At 39.2% G+C, this 16,110-nt stretch carries 17 protein-coding genes and 1 pseudogene; 17 read left to right on the plus strand and 1 reads right to left on the minus strand.

Annotated features, from left to right (window positions below):
• The first annotated feature begins 6 nt into the window (after window positions 1–6).
• Window positions 7–1,122 (plus strand): glycerate kinase, encoded by a 1,116-nt coding sequence (locus tag KX728_RS04605; protein ID WP_042902243.1) that lies wholly within the window; start codon window positions 7–9, stop codon window positions 1,120–1,122.
• Here the strand turns inward: KX728_RS04605 and KX728_RS04610 are convergent.
• Complete coding sequence (locus tag KX728_RS04610) at window positions 1,119–1,565, minus strand: DUF1694 domain-containing protein (RefSeq protein WP_042902244.1); 447 nt, start codon at window positions 1,563–1,565, stop codon at window positions 1,119–1,121. The two genes, KX728_RS04605 and KX728_RS04610, sit on opposite strands and share 4 nt — an antisense overlap.
• Before the next feature lie 162 nt (window positions 1,566–1,727).
• Between KX728_RS04610 and eno the strand changes: the two genes are divergently transcribed.
• The 16 genes and pseudogenes from eno (at window position 1,728) to KX728_RS04690 (ending at window position 16,076) form a co-directional block, all read left to right on the plus strand.
• Window positions 1,728–3,032, plus strand: a complete 1,305-nt coding sequence (eno, locus tag KX728_RS04615; RefSeq protein WP_000022821.1) for a surface-displayed alpha-enolase — start codon at window positions 1,728–1,730, stop codon at window positions 3,030–3,032.
• A gap of 175 nt (window positions 3,033–3,207) precedes the next feature.
• Window positions 3,208–3,702: a YkgJ family cysteine cluster protein gene (locus KX728_RS04620; RefSeq protein ID WP_215804690.1), complete on the plus strand. Its 495-nt coding sequence runs from the start codon at window positions 3,208–3,210 to the stop codon at window positions 3,700–3,702.
• A gap of 199 nt (window positions 3,703–3,901) precedes the next feature.
• Window positions 3,902–4,738 carry an AraC family transcriptional regulator gene (locus KX728_RS04625; RefSeq protein ID WP_084945188.1) on the plus strand — a complete coding sequence of 279 codons (837 nt, stop codon included), beginning with the start codon at window positions 3,902–3,904 and terminating at the stop codon, window positions 4,736–4,738.
• A gap of 191 nt (window positions 4,739–4,929) precedes the next feature.
• Window positions 4,930–5,973 carry a bifunctional glycosyltransferase family 2/GtrA family protein gene (locus KX728_RS04630; RefSeq protein WP_042902247.1) on the plus strand — a complete coding sequence of 348 codons (1,044 nt, stop codon included), beginning with the start codon at window positions 4,930–4,932 and terminating at the stop codon, window positions 5,971–5,973.
• Window positions 5,970–6,881, plus strand: coding sequence for a phosphodiester glycosidase family protein (locus tag KX728_RS04635; RefSeq protein ID WP_215804689.1), 912 nt, complete (start codon window positions 5,970–5,972; stop codon window positions 6,879–6,881). Before KX728_RS04630 ends, KX728_RS04635 begins: the two co-directional genes overlap by 4 nt.
• Window positions 6,856–7,255: pseudogene (locus KX728_RS04640) on the plus strand (hypothetical protein). Before KX728_RS04635 ends, KX728_RS04640 begins: the two are co-directional and overlap by 26 nt.
• Before the next feature lie 167 nt (window positions 7,256–7,422).
• Complete coding sequence (locus KX728_RS04645; protein ID WP_215804688.1) at window positions 7,423–8,340, plus strand: YobF C-terminal domain-containing protein; 918 nt, start codon at window positions 7,423–7,425, stop codon at window positions 8,338–8,340.
• Window positions 8,341–8,475: 135 nt separating this feature from the next.
• A complete protein-coding gene (locus tag KX728_RS04650) occupies window positions 8,476–9,018 on the plus strand; it encodes a ClbS/DfsB family four-helix bundle protein (protein ID WP_042902251.1) in 543 nt (180 codons plus the stop codon).
• Window positions 9,019–9,303: 285 nt separating this feature from the next.
• The gene (locus KX728_RS04655; RefSeq protein ID WP_042902252.1) at window positions 9,304–9,807 is read left to right on the plus strand and encodes a hypothetical protein; all 504 of its coding nucleotides are present in this window, start codon (window positions 9,304–9,306) and stop codon (window positions 9,805–9,807) included.
• 306 nt (window positions 9,808–10,113) lie between these two features.
• Entirely contained in the window at window positions 10,114–11,883 is a 1,770-nt protein-coding gene (locus KX728_RS04660) for a DUF262 domain-containing protein (RefSeq protein ID WP_042902253.1), read from the plus strand.
• Between the two features lie 35 nt (window positions 11,884–11,918).
• Complete coding sequence (locus KX728_RS04665) at window positions 11,919–12,497, plus strand: hypothetical protein (RefSeq protein ID WP_042902254.1); 579 nt, start codon at window positions 11,919–11,921, stop codon at window positions 12,495–12,497.
• A gap of 41 nt (window positions 12,498–12,538) precedes the next feature.
• Window positions 12,539–13,231 carry a pyrimidine 5'-nucleotidase PynA gene (pynA, locus tag KX728_RS04670; protein WP_042902255.1) on the plus strand — a complete coding sequence of 231 codons (693 nt, stop codon included), beginning with the start codon at window positions 12,539–12,541 and terminating at the stop codon, window positions 13,229–13,231.
• 23 nt (window positions 13,232–13,254) lie between these two features.
• Window positions 13,255–13,548, plus strand: a complete 294-nt coding sequence (locus KX728_RS04675) for a hypothetical protein (protein WP_042902256.1) — start codon at window positions 13,255–13,257, stop codon at window positions 13,546–13,548.
• A 119-nt stretch (window positions 13,549–13,667) separates the two neighbouring features.
• Window positions 13,668–14,321: a uracil-DNA glycosylase gene (locus KX728_RS04680; protein ID WP_215804687.1), complete on the plus strand. Its 654-nt coding sequence runs from the start codon at window positions 13,668–13,670 to the stop codon at window positions 14,319–14,321.
• Window positions 14,322–14,330: 9 nt separating this feature from the next.
• Window positions 14,331–14,795 carry an NUDIX hydrolase gene (locus KX728_RS04685; RefSeq protein ID WP_001135768.1) on the plus strand — a complete coding sequence of 155 codons (465 nt, stop codon included), beginning with the start codon at window positions 14,331–14,333 and terminating at the stop codon, window positions 14,793–14,795.
• Between the two features lie 12 nt (window positions 14,796–14,807).
• A complete protein-coding gene (locus KX728_RS04690) occupies window positions 14,808–16,076 on the plus strand; it encodes a dihydroorotase (protein ID WP_215804686.1) in 1,269 nt (422 codons plus the stop codon).
• Window positions 16,077–16,110 lie beyond the last annotated feature (34 nt).

The raw sequence follows: 16,110 nt of genomic DNA on the forward strand, positions 1-16,110 counted from the left end.
GGAACTATGAAAATTGTAATTGCACCCGATTCTTTTAAAGAAAGTTTGACGGCAGAAGAGGTCGCTCAAGCTATAAAAAGGGGTTTTGAACAGTCAATAGCAGATGTAGAATGTCTGCTTTGCCCTGTAGGTGATGGTGGGGAAGGAACTGTAGATGCTATTCGCCATTCTCTTGAACTAGAAGAAAAATGGTTCCAAGTGACAGGACCTTTTGGCCTAAAAGAAGCCATGCGCTACTTTTATAAAGATCAAATAGCGCTCTTTGAAGTTGCTGACTTGGTTGGTCTTGGAAAGATTCCGCGGGAGAAACGAAACCCTCTTCACATCCAAACCAGAGGTATCGGAGAGTTGATTCGCCATCTCATTGATCTTGGAATGAAAGAAATCTATATCGGTGTAGGTGGTACGGCAAGTAATGATGGTGGAATTGGCATTGCAGCTGGTCTGGGTTATTGTTTTTATGATAAGAATGGAAAAGAATTACCAGCTTGCGGTCAGACTTTGCTTGAGTTCGAGTCAGTTTCAAATAGCAAGTTGTATAGGATACCTGAAGATGTGAAAATCCGCATTTTAGCAGATGTCGTGAGCCCTCTATGTGGTCTTCAAGGGGCAACCTATACATTTGGAAAACAAAAGGGCTTGGATCCTGCTTTATTTGAGACGGTAGATCTGGCTATACAGGAGTTCTATGAAAAATTCTCACCTTCCACCCTATCTCTTAAAGGAGCAGGAGCTGGTGGTGGCATTGCTGCTGGGCTCTGCGCCTTTGCTGAGGCCTGTATCGTATCTGGGATTGATACTTGCTTGGATTTGATTGACTTTGACAAGAAAGTTGCAGGTGTCGACCTGGTTATCGTTGGAGAAGGTAGACTGGACAGTCAAAGCCTTGCTGGGAAAGCGCCTATAGGCGTAGCAAAAAGAACCCCTAACGGAGTTCCAGTTATCGCTATTTGTGGTAGTCTTTCCGAGGATTTACCTTCCCTGCCATTCGAAAATATACAAGGAGCCTTTTCTATTTTAGAAAAAAGTGAACCTTTGGAAGACAGTCTGAAAAATGCAAGACTCTATTTGGAGCACACATCTACTAATATTGGTCGTTTATTAAATATGAGAAATCATTAACCAAACCATTTTTTCCAGATGGATTTTTTAGGTGGCTCTGCCTTTTTCTCTTCCCAGAGGCTTGAGAATGCAAGTCTAAGGTCCTTTTCGTCTACTTGAACAGGTTCATTTGTATGAATGACAAGACCGAAAGGAGAGGTGATATGATCATCTGAAACAATAGTCGCCTGACAGTTGCTTTCCTTTGCTTGTTTTAAGTAAAAGACCTGTTTGTCAAACTCGATATTTGGTGAAATCTTCACAAAAAGTGCCTCTACCTTTTCTTGAAACCCCTCTAAAATAGAGAAAAATCCATGTTCTAATTCAGGACTATTGGCAGTACTGATATCAGCGTAGCCAAGAACTCTTTCCTCGAAAGTCCCGAGATAGCGGCGTTGTTCGTCAGGGTTTAATTTCGGCCCACCATGAGCTTTTTCTAGTAGTTGTTTTGATAAATCTGTCATAAAAACAGTATATCACAAAAATCGTAAGAAAACAGACAAAAGAAAGCGATTACTTTATAAAGTTAAGGAAAATTTGCACAAAGATAACGTTTTTTCTTGAAAAACGCTTATTTTTAAGGTATCATAGAGGTGTAAAAAATTTAACTCAAAGGAGAGTAAAAAATGTCAATTATTACTGATGTTTACGCTCGCGAAGTCCTAGACTCACGCGGTAACCCAACACTTGAAGTAGAAGTTTATACTGAATCAGGTGCTTTCGGACGTGGTATGGTTCCATCAGGAGCTTCTACTGGTGAACACGAAGCAGTTGAACTTCGCGACGGTGACAAATCTCGTTACGGTGGTCTTGGTACACAAAAAGCTGTTGACAACGTAAACAACATCATTGCTGAAGCAATCATCGGCTACGATGTACGTGACCAACAAGCTATCGACCGTGCTATGATCGCACTTGACGGTACTCCTAACAAAGGTAAATTGGGTGCAAACGCAATTCTTGGTGTGTCTATCGCTGTAGCTCGTGCTGCTGCTGACTACCTTGAAATCCCACTTTACAGCTACCTTGGTGGATTCAACACTAAAGTTCTTCCAACTCCAATGATGAACATCATCAACGGTGGTTCTCACTCAGACGCTCCAATCGCTTTCCAAGAATTCATGATCGTACCTGCTGGTGCACCATCATTCAAAGAAGCTCTTCGTTGGGGTGCTGAAATCTTCCACGCTCTTAAGAAAATCCTTAAATCACGTGGTTTGGAAACTGCCGTAGGTGACGAAGGTGGATTCGCTCCTCGTTTTGAAGGAACTGAAGACGGTGTTGAAACTATCCTTGCTGCAATCGAAGCTGCTGGATATGTTCCTGGTAAAGACGTATTTATCGGATTTGACTGTGCTTCATCAGAATTCTACGATAAAGAACGTAAAGTTTACGACTACACTAAATTCGAAGGTGAAGGAGCTGCTGTACGTACTGCTGCAGAACAAATCGACTACCTTGAAGAATTGGTAAACAAATACCCAATCATCACTATCGAAGATGGTATGGACGAAAACGACTGGGACGGTTGGAAAGCTCTTACTGAACGTCTTGGTGGTAAAGTTCAATTGGTTGGTGACGACTTCTTCGTAACAAACACTTCTTATCTTGAAAAAGGTATTGCAGAAGGTGCTGCTAACTCAATCCTTATCAAAGTTAACCAAATCGGTACTCTTACTGAAACATTCGACGCTATCGAAATGGCGAAAGAAGCTGGTTACACTGCTGTTGTATCACACCGTTCAGGTGAAACTGAAGATTCAACAATCGCTGATATCGCAGTTGCAACAAACGCAGGACAAATCAAGACTGGTTCACTCTCACGTACAGACCGTATCGCTAAATACAACCAATTGCTTCGTATCGAAGACCAACTTGGTGAAGTAGCTGAATACCGTGGATTGAAATCATTCTACAACTTGAAAAAATAAAATAGTTCAGTGAACTATTTTATCCCGAACCTTGAAATTCAAAAGTTCGGCCGTTGATTTAACAACGTTTTAAGCCCCTCGGATTTTTTCCGAAGGGCTTTTTTCTGTTCAGGGAGCAAAAAGGGGGCAGTGTTTATGGTATAATAGACAAAAACACTTGTATTAGGAAGAAATTATGTCTAAAGAGATTGATATTGAGTATTACCACCAACTAGCACTGCAAAAGCAGAAGGAGCACCGCAAAGTGTTAGCTAATCTAAAGAAAAAACCTCCTAAAAACTTAGATAAGATTGCGCAGCAGATTCACCAAGAAGTCTTTGCTGAGATTGATTGTACTGCCTGTGCTAACTGTTGCAAGACTTTGGGGCCCGACTTTAAAGAAGCAGATATTACCCGTATCGCTAAGTACTTTAAGATGAAATTACCAGCCTTTGAAGCAGAGTTTTTACAGGTAGATGAAGACGGGGATAAGGTTTTCAAATCCATGCCTTACCCCTTTCTAGGAGGAGACAATCTCTGCTCCATCTATGATGTTCGTCCCAAGGCCTGTCGTGAATTCCCCCATACAGATCGGAAAAAGATCCATCAAATCAACTATTTGACGATTAAGAATACCTTGACCTGCCCAGCAGCCTATCTCTTTGTTGAGAAATTAAAAGATAAGTTATAGATTTTACACCTTTAAATCTTGTACAAAAATTCTGGGGCGGAAGTATCTTATATCTGTTAGACTATAGTTAGAATTGAACACGGCCTAAAAGCTGTGTGAAAAAGATGAAATTTTTTCGGAGCAGGAGCCCCTCCGTCAATTTTCCAATTTTCACTTTGCTTTTAACGGTCTTAGTATCTTTTGTGAGGTGAAAAAGAATATGATGCATCAATTCAATCGAACCATGGAATATCTGGAAAGTAAGTTGGACGCAGAAGTGGATTTGCAGAAATTCCAGCAGCTATCAGGCTATTCTTATGCTCTCTTTAGCAGGCTTTTTTCCATCCTAGCAGATATGACTTTAGCAGAATACTTACGCAATCGCAGGTTGTCAGAAGCTGTGACAGACTTGCGGGAAGGCTCTGAGAAAGTCATTGACATAGCACTGAAATACGGCTATGAGTCTGCGGATGCTTTTAGTGCGGCCTTTAAGAAATTCCATGGGGCAACTCCCTCAGAAGTTCGAAATGGAAAACCTTATCGGATCTTTCCTAGACTTCAATTATCCTTAAAGATTACAGGAGGAAAGAACATGGATATCAAGATTCAAAAGAAGCCTGCATTTACCGTTGCAGGTATCCTATTGGAAGCTATTGACAATAGCAAATGCCCGTCTGCTTGGGAGAATCTCTATAACAATTACAGCTTGGAAAGCCTAGAGAGTCTAGGTAGTGGCCAATCCTTCGGCATCTGTTCGGATGTCAAAGAAGGAGAAATCATCAACTATATGGCTGCTTATGATGTGACGGATAAAGCGAAAGCAGAAGAACTAGGTCTGTCCATCAAAGATGTCCCAGCCGCTGAATATGCTATCGTACCAGTCAAAGGTCCTATACCAGCTAGCATTCACAATGCTTGGAAATATGTCTTGGAGGTCTTTTTCCCTGAAACAGGCTATCGCCACTCAGGAGCACCAGACTTTGAAGTCTATACTGAAGGAGACATGTCGTCACCTGACTATCAAATGGAACTCTGGATACCAGTGATTAAGTACTAGATCATTTTCTGACATTTTATAAAGATGCAAATCGAACTCTGTAGAAGATAGCTTTTACAGAGTTTTTCTTTCTTTGATTGCACGAATTTATGAGAAGAACAATAAATTTGATTTTACTTAAATTTAAGTATAAGGAATTTTTAAGCATTTACTTGTATACTTTTCCAATCATCAAAGAAAGAGGTGTAAATATGAACTATCTAGTTATCCCAGCTTACGAACCTGACTACAATCTTATTAAATTGGTTGAAAAGATTCACAATAAGAGCGATTTTTACATCATCGTCATTGATGATGGAAGTTCGGCAGAATGCCAAGACATTTTTGCTCGAGCAGCGGATTTTGCGATAGTCCTTCGCCACCAGGTCAATCAAGGAAAAGGTCAAGCTCTGAAAACAGCCTTTGAGTACATTCAGTCTCTCAATAAGCCAGGGACTGTGGTTACAGCAGACGCAGATGGACAGCACAGGATCTGGGACATCTTTCGTAGCTTGACCAAATCAAATGAAAATCCTAATACACTTGTCCTTGGTGTCCGTGCCTTTACTGGCAAGGTTCCCTTGCGTAGTCGTTTTGGAAACAGCTTGACTCGTATCTTGTTTAAACTGCAGACAGGTGTCGCTGTATCCGACACACAGACAGGATTACGTGCCTTTTCAACGGATATGATCCCTTTTATGCTCAAGGTAGAAGGACAACGGTATGAATACGAGATGAACATGCTCCTCGAAGCAAGTCAAGTCTACCCAATCTTAGAAGTGCCGATTGAAACAGTCTATATCAACGACAATGAGGCTTCTCACTTCCGACCTATTCGAGATGGCTTGATGATTTATAAGAATATTTTAAAGTTTGCGCTCTCGTCTTTTAGTAGTTTTATCGTAGATTATGTGGTCTACGCTTTCTCTATTCTATGCTTGAGCTTTATTCCGACTGGTTTGCGTGTTCTCCTCTCAAATGGTTTGGCACGTGTGACTAGCTCCATCTTTAACTTTTCTACCAACAAAAAATTGGTCTTTAAGAACAAGGCGAGCAGTTTTAAAACAGGATCAGGTTATTTTGGATTAGCAGTTGGTCTCTTTATCTTAGACACCATCCTGATTCGTCTCTTTAATTCAGGTTTTGGAGTCAATTTGCTGATTGCGAAGATTCTTGTCGGAATCATGCTCTTTATTCTCTCTTGGACAGTTCAAACTCGCTTTATTTTCAAAGAAAGGACTTGTAGCCCATTATGAAAGTTTTAAAGAAACCCTATCTATACGCCTCGGTCTTGGGCTTGCTCCTGACAAGCTCCTTTACCTATTCAATGTTGAAGACCTTTGTACTCGCTGAAACGATTTCCACTGTATCTAATACCGGCTCAACCTCTAACACCACAGCAGCAAGTCAGGCAGCAAAAAATGCCCAGGTGACGGATACTAGCTATTCAGATGGAAATATCAGTGTCACTCTCACTGAAAAGACTGTGGAAGAAACTCAGGTCTATGTGGCAGATATAACCCTCAGTTCATCGGACTATCTGAAAACAGCTCTAGCTCAAAACTCCTATGGAACCAACGTCATAGCTAAAACCTCTGTAACAGCCGCTGAAAACAATGCTATTCTAGCTGTCAATGGAGACTACTATGGTGCCAATAGCTCTGGTTATGTTATCCGTAATGGAGTTGTCTATCGGGACAGTGTCCGTGAAGATGCTAGTAACGGTGACCTTGCCATTTACAAGGACGGCTCCTTTAAAATCATCTACGAGGACCAAGTTTCAGCCGATCAGTTGGTTCAGGACGGTGTTGTCAATCTACTGGCATTTGGTCCATCTCTAGTTGAGAACGGAGAAATATCCGTTGATACCAATACAGAAGTCGGTCAGGCCATGTCATCGAATCCTCGTACAGCTATCGGGATTATCGATGAAAATCACTACATCATCATCGTTTCGGATGGTCGTACCTCTGAAAGCAAGGGGTTGTCTCTTTACCAGATGGCAGAAGTGATGAAATCTTACGGAGTGAAGACGGCCTATAACCTTGATGGTGGTGGATCCTCAACTCTCTACTTTAACGGTCAGGTAATCAATAAACCGACCACGGGTGGAAGCAAGATATCAGAAAGGGCGGTGAGTGATATTGTCTACATCGGTTACTAAAATCAAAAAACAAACGCCTCAAAAAGACACTCGTTAGCTATAGTCTTCTCACTATTTTCTTCTTTGCATTTAGCCGTATCTACGAATCCCTTAGTTTTGGGGAGATCTCGCTTCATATGCACTATCTCTTTGCAGTCCCTCTAGTAGGGGGCATCGTTCTAGCATTATTGTTGAAAATCATGCCAAACCTAGGACGAATCAGCCTAAACTTGTGGAACTCGGCAGTTGCAATTCTAACAGCTGGAATGCTTTTTCGAGGAATTGTCAATCTATCAGGTCGTTCAACGACCCTAGATCAACCTTACTGGTATGTCGGCCTAGCCTTTGGTATTTTGGCTATCGCCTCGCTTTTCTTTCATAAGAAAAACAGTTAAAAATTAGCTTAAAAATTGAAAACTGGTTGTTGAGAGAAACAGCCAGTTTTCTTGTTGAAATTCATGACTATAGATCACAAATACCCATATTTTTTGTTTGGATTTTATGGGGCATGCGAATAGTTTTCTCGGTATAATAGTCCCATAGAAGATAAGGAGGCATGGATATGCAGATGTATTTTGGAGATGTGTCACTTTGCTATAGCTATTCATTGGCAATGGCACTGGATAGCTATGGTTATGACTTTAAAGCAGACTTTTTAGAGGCAATCATGGTGATGGGAAATGGCGCTAGTATTGTAAAGGAAGATGAACGACACCCTCTAGTGTTTTTTGATAATGGAATGCCAGATCTTTCAATCTCTCATTCTTTAAAAATACTTGGATTTGACTATGAGGATTTCTATCTAAAGGATGGAGCGGAAGTAGATTTGGAAGAGATTAGAAGAAAGTTGAAAACCTTTCTGTCCAATGGGCCTGTCGTACTGGGGCCTCTTGATATGGGGCATCTGACCTACAATCCCAATCACACAATCCTTTATGGTGTGGATCACTTTGTAACCGTGTATGCTCTTGATGGTCAGTATCTCTATTTGCATGATCCAGCTGGTTTTGCCTGTATGAAGGTTGCTTTTAACGACATTTTAGAAGCCTGGAAGGCAGAGGGTATTGACTATAAGCGCGGAGCCTACTCCATGTGGGGAAATTTTAAGAAGGTCAAGAGTCCGAGTCAGACTGAAATCTATCAGGAAACAGCAAGGATTATGAAAAACCGATATCTGAATGGTCAAAGTGGTGTTTTGGAATGCTATGCAAAAGCAGTTGCTGAAAACGGCTTAAATACGGAGCAAAAACAACTGCACCAGTATTTTAGCTTCAAACTTGCGGCTGTTCGAAATCTATACTTCAGTAAATTCTTAAAAAACCATGATCCCGAAGGGGCAAGATTAAAAGAGAAATTGGCTTCTTTATTTGGCCAAGCCCACCTTTCATGTTTAAAAGAAGATTACCAAGAACTGTCCCACTTGCTCTATCAGATAGCAGAAGTAGACGGTCGCTTTAGAGTTTTATATGTAAATAAGTAAGTCTAGGGGCGCTCCTAACTTTTATAAAATGGAAAGTAAAAGCGGTTTTTCGTAAAACGAAGAACTGCTTTTTGATTATGGTATAATGAAGTGAGGAAATATCTTATTCTACTTGAAAATGAAGGGAGAACGCCCATGCCTAGACCAAAAACGAAAGAGGAGCTAGTGTTAGCCTCTAAGGAAAACTATGAAAAGCTCAATCACTTTATATCTAAATTAAGTGAAGAGGAGCTACAGACTCCTTTTGATTTTTCAAAAGACCAAAAGAAAAAAGAAGCTCACTGGAATAGAGATAAAAATCTACGGGATGTTTTGATCCATCTATATGAATGGCAGCAATTACTTTTAACTTGGGTACATTCTAATCAAAAAGGTCAAGAAAGAACTTTTCTCCCTGAACCTTATAATTGGAAAACTTATGGGGAAATGAATGTCGCTATTTGGAAGAAGCATCAGAAAACGTCCGTAGAAGAAGCGACCAAACTCCTCAATCAATCGCATAAAAAGGTTTTAGAGTTAATGGAAGGCTTCAGCAATGACGAATTGTTCACAAAAGGTACCTATAAATGGACGGGTGGGACAAGTCTAGGTTCCTACTTTGTCAGTAGCACCTCCAGTCACTATGACTGGGCTCTGAAAAAACTCAAAGCTCATCAGAAAAATTGTAAGAAACGTTAATTGAAGTGCTCATGAGGTTTAGAAAAGGTTCTTCTAAGTTTCGAATAGCATAGTTCTCGTGATTTTTGAGCCATTCTAGCTTTAGAATCCTTCTAAAATTAAAATTTAGGTTTGTCATAAACTTAGAATAGCACCAAAACATTTATATCAATGTAATTCTAAGTTTCGAATTACACTGATATTAAAGGAATTGAGCTGTTCGATGCTTAGAATAGCTTGATTCTGAGAACTGTTGACTAGAAAATCATTCGAATAGCTTTTTTTCTGATATAGGATGATAGATAGATGGGTGAGATGATGAGCATACAAAAAGAGAAAGTTAGAAAAGAGTTGGTGTCCCTCTGCTTGGGAGAGCTTGCAGCCGTTCTATCCTTTTGGTTGTGTTTTTTCCTTTTGAAAAATAGGCTTGGCGATTGGAATGGTTTGATCTCTATTCTTTATCCTTTGTCTTTACTGACATTTATTTTGCTTCAAGGTTCAATCTATTGGGCAATTTTGATTAGAAGGCTGTCGAAACCTCAGTTCGGAAGTGGAAATGTGCGGAAAATATATGGTTGTTTCAGAATACTAGACCTTGTTTTACTTATTTCAGGCTTTCCTTTTATTGTCTGGAACACGCAAAGTGTCCAAGTGGCTGTCTTAGCCACGTTGATAGAGCTTTTTGCCTTTATCGAATGGCTTAATTACTACATTGTACGCCTATCTTATAGTTTGAACCCACTTGTTTTATGGAAAAGAATTGCCAAGGGAAAACTTGAAAAAAGCAGAATAGCCAAGGAGTTGGGGTAGGGGAGTGTAGTATTGGAGAGTTTAAGTTATTCAAACAATGTTACCTTGAAATTTTCATTTATACTATAATGTTCTTAATGAATATTCAGGAAGAAAACTAAATGCCCTGCAAATTTTGATTCTTTGAAATTTATTGCTTCCAAAGGATTTTATAGAGTATTGAAAATGAAGTTACTAATTGTGCGGAAAAAGTAAGTTTGATGTTATCGCTATACAAAATTTTACCTTCGTTCAAACTTGTATTGATTTTTATTGTCAGTGTTTTCGTGATATAATATTATCAGAATAAATTATTGGAGAATCTGAATGAGAAACGATATTCAACCGGCTTTACAAACAATAAAATCTTATTTTGAAAAATCAGAATTTTATATTCCTACCTATCAGAGACCCTATGCTTGGCAAGTACCACAATGTGAACAACTCATTGAAGATATTAATCTTCATATGGAAAATTTCGATGATAGTTCTCAAGACAATTATTTCTTTGGAGCTGTTCTCATTGCTCAAGAATCTGGAGAAGAGCATGAAGTAACCTTGATTGATGGCCAGCAAAGAACAACGACATTTATGCTACTTCTTAAGGCAATCTTATTGAAGATTGATAAGGAGCTTGAACTTCAACCGACTCTAGATACTGATGCACGCAGATTAGTGAAACGTCTTAATGGTCTTAAAGAGCAGATTGTTACAATGCTTTTCAATGTTTCAGATGACGAAAAAGATGATTTCGTTGATGGATTGTATTATCCTAGTAAGGATAGGATAAAGTATCTAAATCATTCAATCTCGGAAAAATATGCTAGTGAGATGACTACTATCTTGTTAGGTAGAGATTTCACTTCGATTAAAGAGAAAGTTTATCAAATTTATCGTCGTCAAAAAGATAATCGTTATACAAATTATTATAAAAACTTTAGATATTTTTATAATATGTGTGATGATTTGAATGTTTTTAAACTCATCAATTTTGCTAACCATTTCATTGATAACTGCCAAGTAATCACCATTACAAGTTATAATACCGATCAAGCAATAAATATTTTCAATTCTTTAAATGGGACTGGTGTCCCATTGACCCCAATTGAAGTAATCGTATCTAAGACCACTGCAAATGCATCAGATAGGAAGAACTTCGAAAAAAATTGGCAAGAGATTGTACAACGTACCGATTCATCTAGATTAGATTTGAATGCGTTAATTACTCATTATATTTTCGTAAAACTCTCAGAACAAAACGGTGCTGATCGAAGAAATCCTGGTATAAGAGCCTTTTTCTCAAAAAATAAGCATCTATTGAATGAAGATATTCTGTTTACTTCTGATCTAAATACAATCATAAACAATTTTGAACGAGTATCTGATACTATCAATGGTCAATTGATAAACAAATTAAACGGTAATTTAAGACCTTTTGTTAGTAGTTATCTATTTTTCAGACAAGACAACACATATCTGGAATACTTACTTAGACTTGGAGTTTTAATTGAATTATCCGAACTCTCGTATAGCCATAAACTTTTTAAAGGCTTCTTAGAAGAAATAAATTTGTTGTATAGTCAAGTCGATTCAATTTCAATAGACGAACTTATTTCAAAAATAAGAAACCATATTCATAACAATTTTATTTATGAAGATGTTAAACAAACTTTGACTGAAAGTGGTGTTTCAAATTCGATTCTATATGTAAATGAATTCCTATTTGCATTGGAAAAAGGTATTGACTTTAATTTAGATGGAAATATTGATATTGAACATATTATGCCACAAAGTGGTTTAAATCGAGAAAATATTATGTCAGATGCTGGATTAGAAAGCCAGGAAGAATTCAGGGATTATGCTGAGAAGCTTGGTAATAAGATTCTCCTTGAATCCGAAATTAATCGTGGAATTGGAGATGCTTGGTTTAGAACAAAAAGAGAGAATACAATCACAAGTGGTCATGGCTATATAGGTAGTAAGTTCCCAATAGCTAAATCTCTTGTTAATTATGTAAATGACACTTGGACTAAAGCTGACATTGAATTGGCAACTGAAAAAGCTGCAAAACGAATTGCTGATTTTATTTTTGAATAAACTAGATCGATAGAATTAAGAGGTAAGTTTTAATTATGTCATTAAATCAAGTTACAATAGAAATTCCATTAAATATTCAGAAAGGATTAGACTCTGGAATTTATAAACGTTATGGTTCGATAATCAGAAATTCGTCTGGCCATATAGTAAAGCATCTAAAAGAAGTAAAGGTAGGAGAACCAGCTCAACAGGTCGTTAAAGGCCTTGCAAAAAATAAGTATGTGTTAGTAACTACTATTGGTGCAACTATTCTAGCTGTTGGTGGTGTTGCTTATTATGCATTTATTTCTAATAGATATAAAAAGATTGTAAAGCAACTTATAGAAAAGCTACTTCATTTCATTCAATTAGCTCAAAAGGGGAAAGTAAGTGAGGAAGAGGTCGATAATTTCTTGAAATTTTTACAGGATAATCAAAAAGAACTACTTACTTTGAAACTTGACTCTGAAATTGATGAGTTATTTGATTTTGTATATGATTATACAATTCAATTTGCTAAAGTAAATGGGTTTGAAACTGACACTATCTCAGAAGTGCCAGAAAAAAATAAAGTTATTAACTTGATGGATTATCTGAACTTTCAAAAAATAATATATCGTTCTGATGCAGTATGATATATTGAAAGATAAATTTACTGATTCAGAAAGGAAACTCAATGCCCTACAAATTTCTACTCTTCGATCTTGACCATACTCTTCTTGATTTTGATGCTGCTGAGGATGTGGCTTTGACGCAACTTCTAAAGGAAGAAGGAGTTGCGGATATTCAAGTCTATAAAGAATACTACGTTCCTATGAACAAGGCTCTTTGGAAGGACTTGGAGCAAAAGAAAATCAGTAAACAAGAACTGATTAACACGCGCTTTTCTCGTTTATTTGCCCATTTTGGACAGGAGGAAGACGGTAGGTTACTTGCTCAGCGTTACCAGTTTTTTCTAGCCCAGCAAGGACAAACCCTTTCGGGAGCTCATGAACTTTTGGACTGTCTCATTGAGCGTGATTATGACTTGTATGCTGCGACAAATGGCATTACTGCCATTCAGACAGGGCGTTTGGCTCAATCTGGTCTGGCTCCCTATTTCAACCAAGTCTTTATCTCTGAACAGTTGCAAACACAAAAGCCTGATGCACTATTCTATGAAAAAATCGGTCAAGAGATTGCTGGATTTGATAAAGAAAAGGCACTGATGATTGGAGATTCCCTAACAGCTGACATTCAAGGTGGCAATAATGCTGGCATAGATACTATCTGGTACAACCCTCATCACCTTGAAAATCACACACAAGCCCAGCCAACTTATGAAGTCCATTCTTACCAAGACTTACTAGATTGTTTGGATGCTATGTAGTGCTTTTCCTAAGAGGGGATGATATGGAAACTAAAGTCATTGAAGAGATTGACAATTTACTAAACCTCATCGAGCAGTATCAGTTAAAAGGTGTGGTTGCTCAAGTAAATTCGTTAAAAGAGTTAAAGTATATCATAAGCAATCATATAGAGTTAAGTACTCGAGAGAAGATGAATATCCACTATTCACTCTTTCTCCCTAGGGGTGGTTTATCTGAACTCTACTATATGGACGCTAATCTTGAACGGATGAAGTCTGTAAATAATCAACTTTCCTATGCTATTGATACAATCGAAAAGTTTTTAATGGCTGATTGATACTGTCAATACTCATGTCAAATAATAGGGTCAATAACAGTATATATAAGAACTGTAAAAAGTGGTTTAGATAGCCACTTTTTGCTATAATAGAGGCAGTAAAAACGAAGGAGTCGGCGATGCAACACTCATCTTGGCATGCTTTGATTAAGGAGCAATTACCTGAGGGGTATTTTGGGAAAATCAATCAATTTATGGAGCAGGTCTATGCTCAGGGAACTGTTTATCCATCTAAGGAGAAGGTTTTTCAGGCTCTCTTGACTACACCGCTTGAAGAGGTTAAGGTGGTGATTCTAGGGCAAGACCCCTATCACGGGCCAGGTCAGGCGCAGGGCTTGAGTTTTTCTGTACCTGACTCTATCCCAGCGCCACCGTCCTTGCAAAACATCTTGAAAGAATTGTCAGATGACATCGGCGTTAAGAAATCCCATGATTTGACGGCTTGGGCTGAGCAGGGAGTCTTACTTCTCAATGCTTGCTTGACGGTCCCTGCTGGTCAGGCCAATGGTCATGCTGGTCAGATATGGGAGCCTTTTACTGATGCCGTGATTCGGGTTGTCAATAATCTAGACAGACCGATAGTCTTTGTACTCTGGGGTGCTTATGCACGCAAGAAGAAGGCCTTGGTTACCAATCCTCACCACTTGATTATCGAATCAGCCCATCCTAGTCCTTTATCGGTTTATAGAGGATTTTGGGGTTCCAAGCCTTTTTCCAAGGCTAATGCATTCTTAAAAGAGATAGGACAAGAGCCAATCGATTGGCTTAGATAAGGAGAGAATATGCCTCAGTTAGCGACTATTTGCTACATTGATAACGGAAAAGAACTGCTCATGCTCCATCGTAATAAGAAACCCAATGATGTCCACGAAGGCAAATGGATTGGTGTGGGTGGTAAGCTAGAGCGAGGGGAGACACCTCAGGAGTGCGCAGCGCGTGAAATCCTCGAAGAAACAGGCCTCAAAGCCAAGCCAGTACTTAAAGGTGTTATCACTTTTCCAGAATTCACACCAGATTTAGACTGGTACACCTATGTTTTTAAGGTGACAGAGTTTGAGGGTGACTTGATTGACTGCAATGAGGGGACGCTGGAATGGGTTCCCTATGACGAGGTTTTGAGCAAGCCAACTTGGGAAGGTGACCACACCTTTGTTGAGTGGCTTTTAGAGGACAAACCCTTCTTTTCAGCCAAGTTTGTTTATGATGGGGATAAATTATTGGATACCCAAGTCGATTTCTATGAATAAAGGAGAAAGCAGATGCTACTTATCAAAAATGGTCGTGTAATGGATCCCAAGTCTGGTTTGGATCAAGTGTGTGATATTTTAGTCCAAGATGGAAAAATTGTCAAAATAGCTGCCGAAATCAAGGAAGAAGGAGCAGAGCTAATTGATGCTACTGGTCTTGTAGTTGCGCCTGGACTAGTCGATATCCATGTTCATTTCCGTGAACCTGGTCAGACCCACAAGGAGGACATCCATACTGGGGCACTAGCGGCTGCTGCAGGTGGTTTTACAACGGTTGTTATGATGGCTAATACTAGTCCAACCATTTCGGACGTAGAAACTTTGCAAGAAGTTCTTCAGTCAGCTGCCAAGGAAAAAATCAATGTCAAGACAGTTGCGACTATTACCAAGAACTTTAATGGACAAGACTTGACAGACTTTAAGGCGCTTTTAGAAGCAGGTGCGGTTGGTTTTTCTGATGACGGTATTCCGCTTGAGAGCAGTAAAGTGGTCAAGGAAGCCATGGAAGAAGCTAAAAAACTTAATACTTTTATTAGTCTTCATGAGGAAGATCCAGGTTTGAATGGGATTCTTGGATTTAACGAAAATATCGCTAAGGAACATTTTCATATCTGTGGAGCGACTGGGGTGGCTGAGTACGCTATGATTGCGCGTGATGTCATGATTGCCTACGCAACCAAGGCCCATGTTCACATCCAGCATTTGTCTAAGGAAGAAAGTGTCAAGGTAGTGGAATTCGCTCAAGGTCTGGGTGCGCAAGTCACAGCAGAAGTAGCACCACAACATTTCTCTAAGACAGAAGCTCTTCTTTTAACTCAAGGAAGCAATGCCAAAATGAATCCGCCGCTTCGTTTGGAATCAGATCGTCGTGCCGTGATTGAGGGTCTTAAGTCAGGTGTTATCACAGTTATTGCGACAGACCACGCACCTCACCATGCAGATGAGAAAAATGTAGAAGACATCACCAAAGCGCCATCTGGTATGACAGGTTTGGAAACCTCTCTTTCTCTTGGTTTGACTTATTTGGTGGAAGCTGGTGAGTTGAGCTTGATGGAATTGCTTGAAAAAATGACTGTCAATCCAGCCAAGCTTTACAACTTTGAAGCAGGTTACTTGGCTGAGAATGGTCCAGCAGATATCACTATCTTTGATGCCAAGGCTGATCGTACTATTGGTCCAAACTTCGCTTCAAAATCAGCTAATTCTCCATTTATTGGGGAAACTTTAAAAGGGCAGGTCAAATATACTATCTGTAAGGGACAAATCGTCTATCAAAACTAGATGGGATTCTGCTCTATAAACTATAAGAATAGAG

The sequence above is a fragment of the Streptococcus oralis genome (genome assembly GCF_019334565.1).
GTDB classification, from domain to species: domain Bacteria; phylum Bacillota; class Bacilli; order Lactobacillales; family Streptococcaceae; genus Streptococcus; species Streptococcus oralis_CR.

What these genes read in the sequence shown, in the direction of transcription:
- KX728_RS04605 (WP_042902243.1), top strand. Translation starts at nt 7, where the DNA reads ATGAAAATTGTAATTGCACCCGATTCTTTTAAAGAAAGTTTGACGGCA.
- KX728_RS04610 (WP_042902244.1), bottom strand. Translation starts at nt 1,565, where the DNA reads ATGACAGATTTATCAAAACAACTACTAGAAAAAGCTCATGGTGGGCCG.
- eno (WP_000022821.1), top strand. Translation starts at nt 1,728, where the DNA reads ATGTCAATTATTACTGATGTTTACGCTCGCGAAGTCCTAGACTCACGC.
- KX728_RS04620 (WP_215804690.1), top strand. Translation starts at nt 3,208, where the DNA reads ATGTCTAAAGAGATTGATATTGAGTATTACCACCAACTAGCACTGCAA.
- KX728_RS04625 (WP_084945188.1), top strand. Translation starts at nt 3,902, where the DNA reads ATGATGCATCAATTCAATCGAACCATGGAATATCTGGAAAGTAAGTTG.
- KX728_RS04630 (WP_042902247.1), top strand. Translation starts at nt 4,930, where the DNA reads ATGAACTATCTAGTTATCCCAGCTTACGAACCTGACTACAATCTTATT.
- KX728_RS04635 (WP_215804689.1), top strand. Translation starts at nt 5,970, where the DNA reads ATGAAAGTTTTAAAGAAACCCTATCTATACGCCTCGGTCTTGGGCTTG.
- KX728_RS04645 (WP_215804688.1), top strand. Translation starts at nt 7,423, where the DNA reads ATGCAGATGTATTTTGGAGATGTGTCACTTTGCTATAGCTATTCATTG.
- KX728_RS04650 (WP_042902251.1), top strand. Translation starts at nt 8,476, where the DNA reads ATGCCTAGACCAAAAACGAAAGAGGAGCTAGTGTTAGCCTCTAAGGAA.
- KX728_RS04655 (WP_042902252.1), top strand. Translation starts at nt 9,304, where the DNA reads ATGGGTGAGATGATGAGCATACAAAAAGAGAAAGTTAGAAAAGAGTTG.
- KX728_RS04660 (WP_042902253.1), top strand. Translation starts at nt 10,114, where the DNA reads ATGAGAAACGATATTCAACCGGCTTTACAAACAATAAAATCTTATTTT.
- KX728_RS04665 (WP_042902254.1), top strand. Translation starts at nt 11,919, where the DNA reads ATGTCATTAAATCAAGTTACAATAGAAATTCCATTAAATATTCAGAAA.
- pynA (WP_042902255.1), top strand. Translation starts at nt 12,539, where the DNA reads ATGCCCTACAAATTTCTACTCTTCGATCTTGACCATACTCTTCTTGAT.
- KX728_RS04675 (WP_042902256.1), top strand. Translation starts at nt 13,255, where the DNA reads ATGGAAACTAAAGTCATTGAAGAGATTGACAATTTACTAAACCTCATC.
- KX728_RS04680 (WP_215804687.1), top strand. Translation starts at nt 13,668, where the DNA reads ATGCAACACTCATCTTGGCATGCTTTGATTAAGGAGCAATTACCTGAG.
- KX728_RS04685 (WP_001135768.1), top strand. Translation starts at nt 14,331, where the DNA reads ATGCCTCAGTTAGCGACTATTTGCTACATTGATAACGGAAAAGAACTG.
- KX728_RS04690 (WP_215804686.1), top strand. Translation starts at nt 14,808, where the DNA reads ATGCTACTTATCAAAAATGGTCGTGTAATGGATCCCAAGTCTGGTTTG.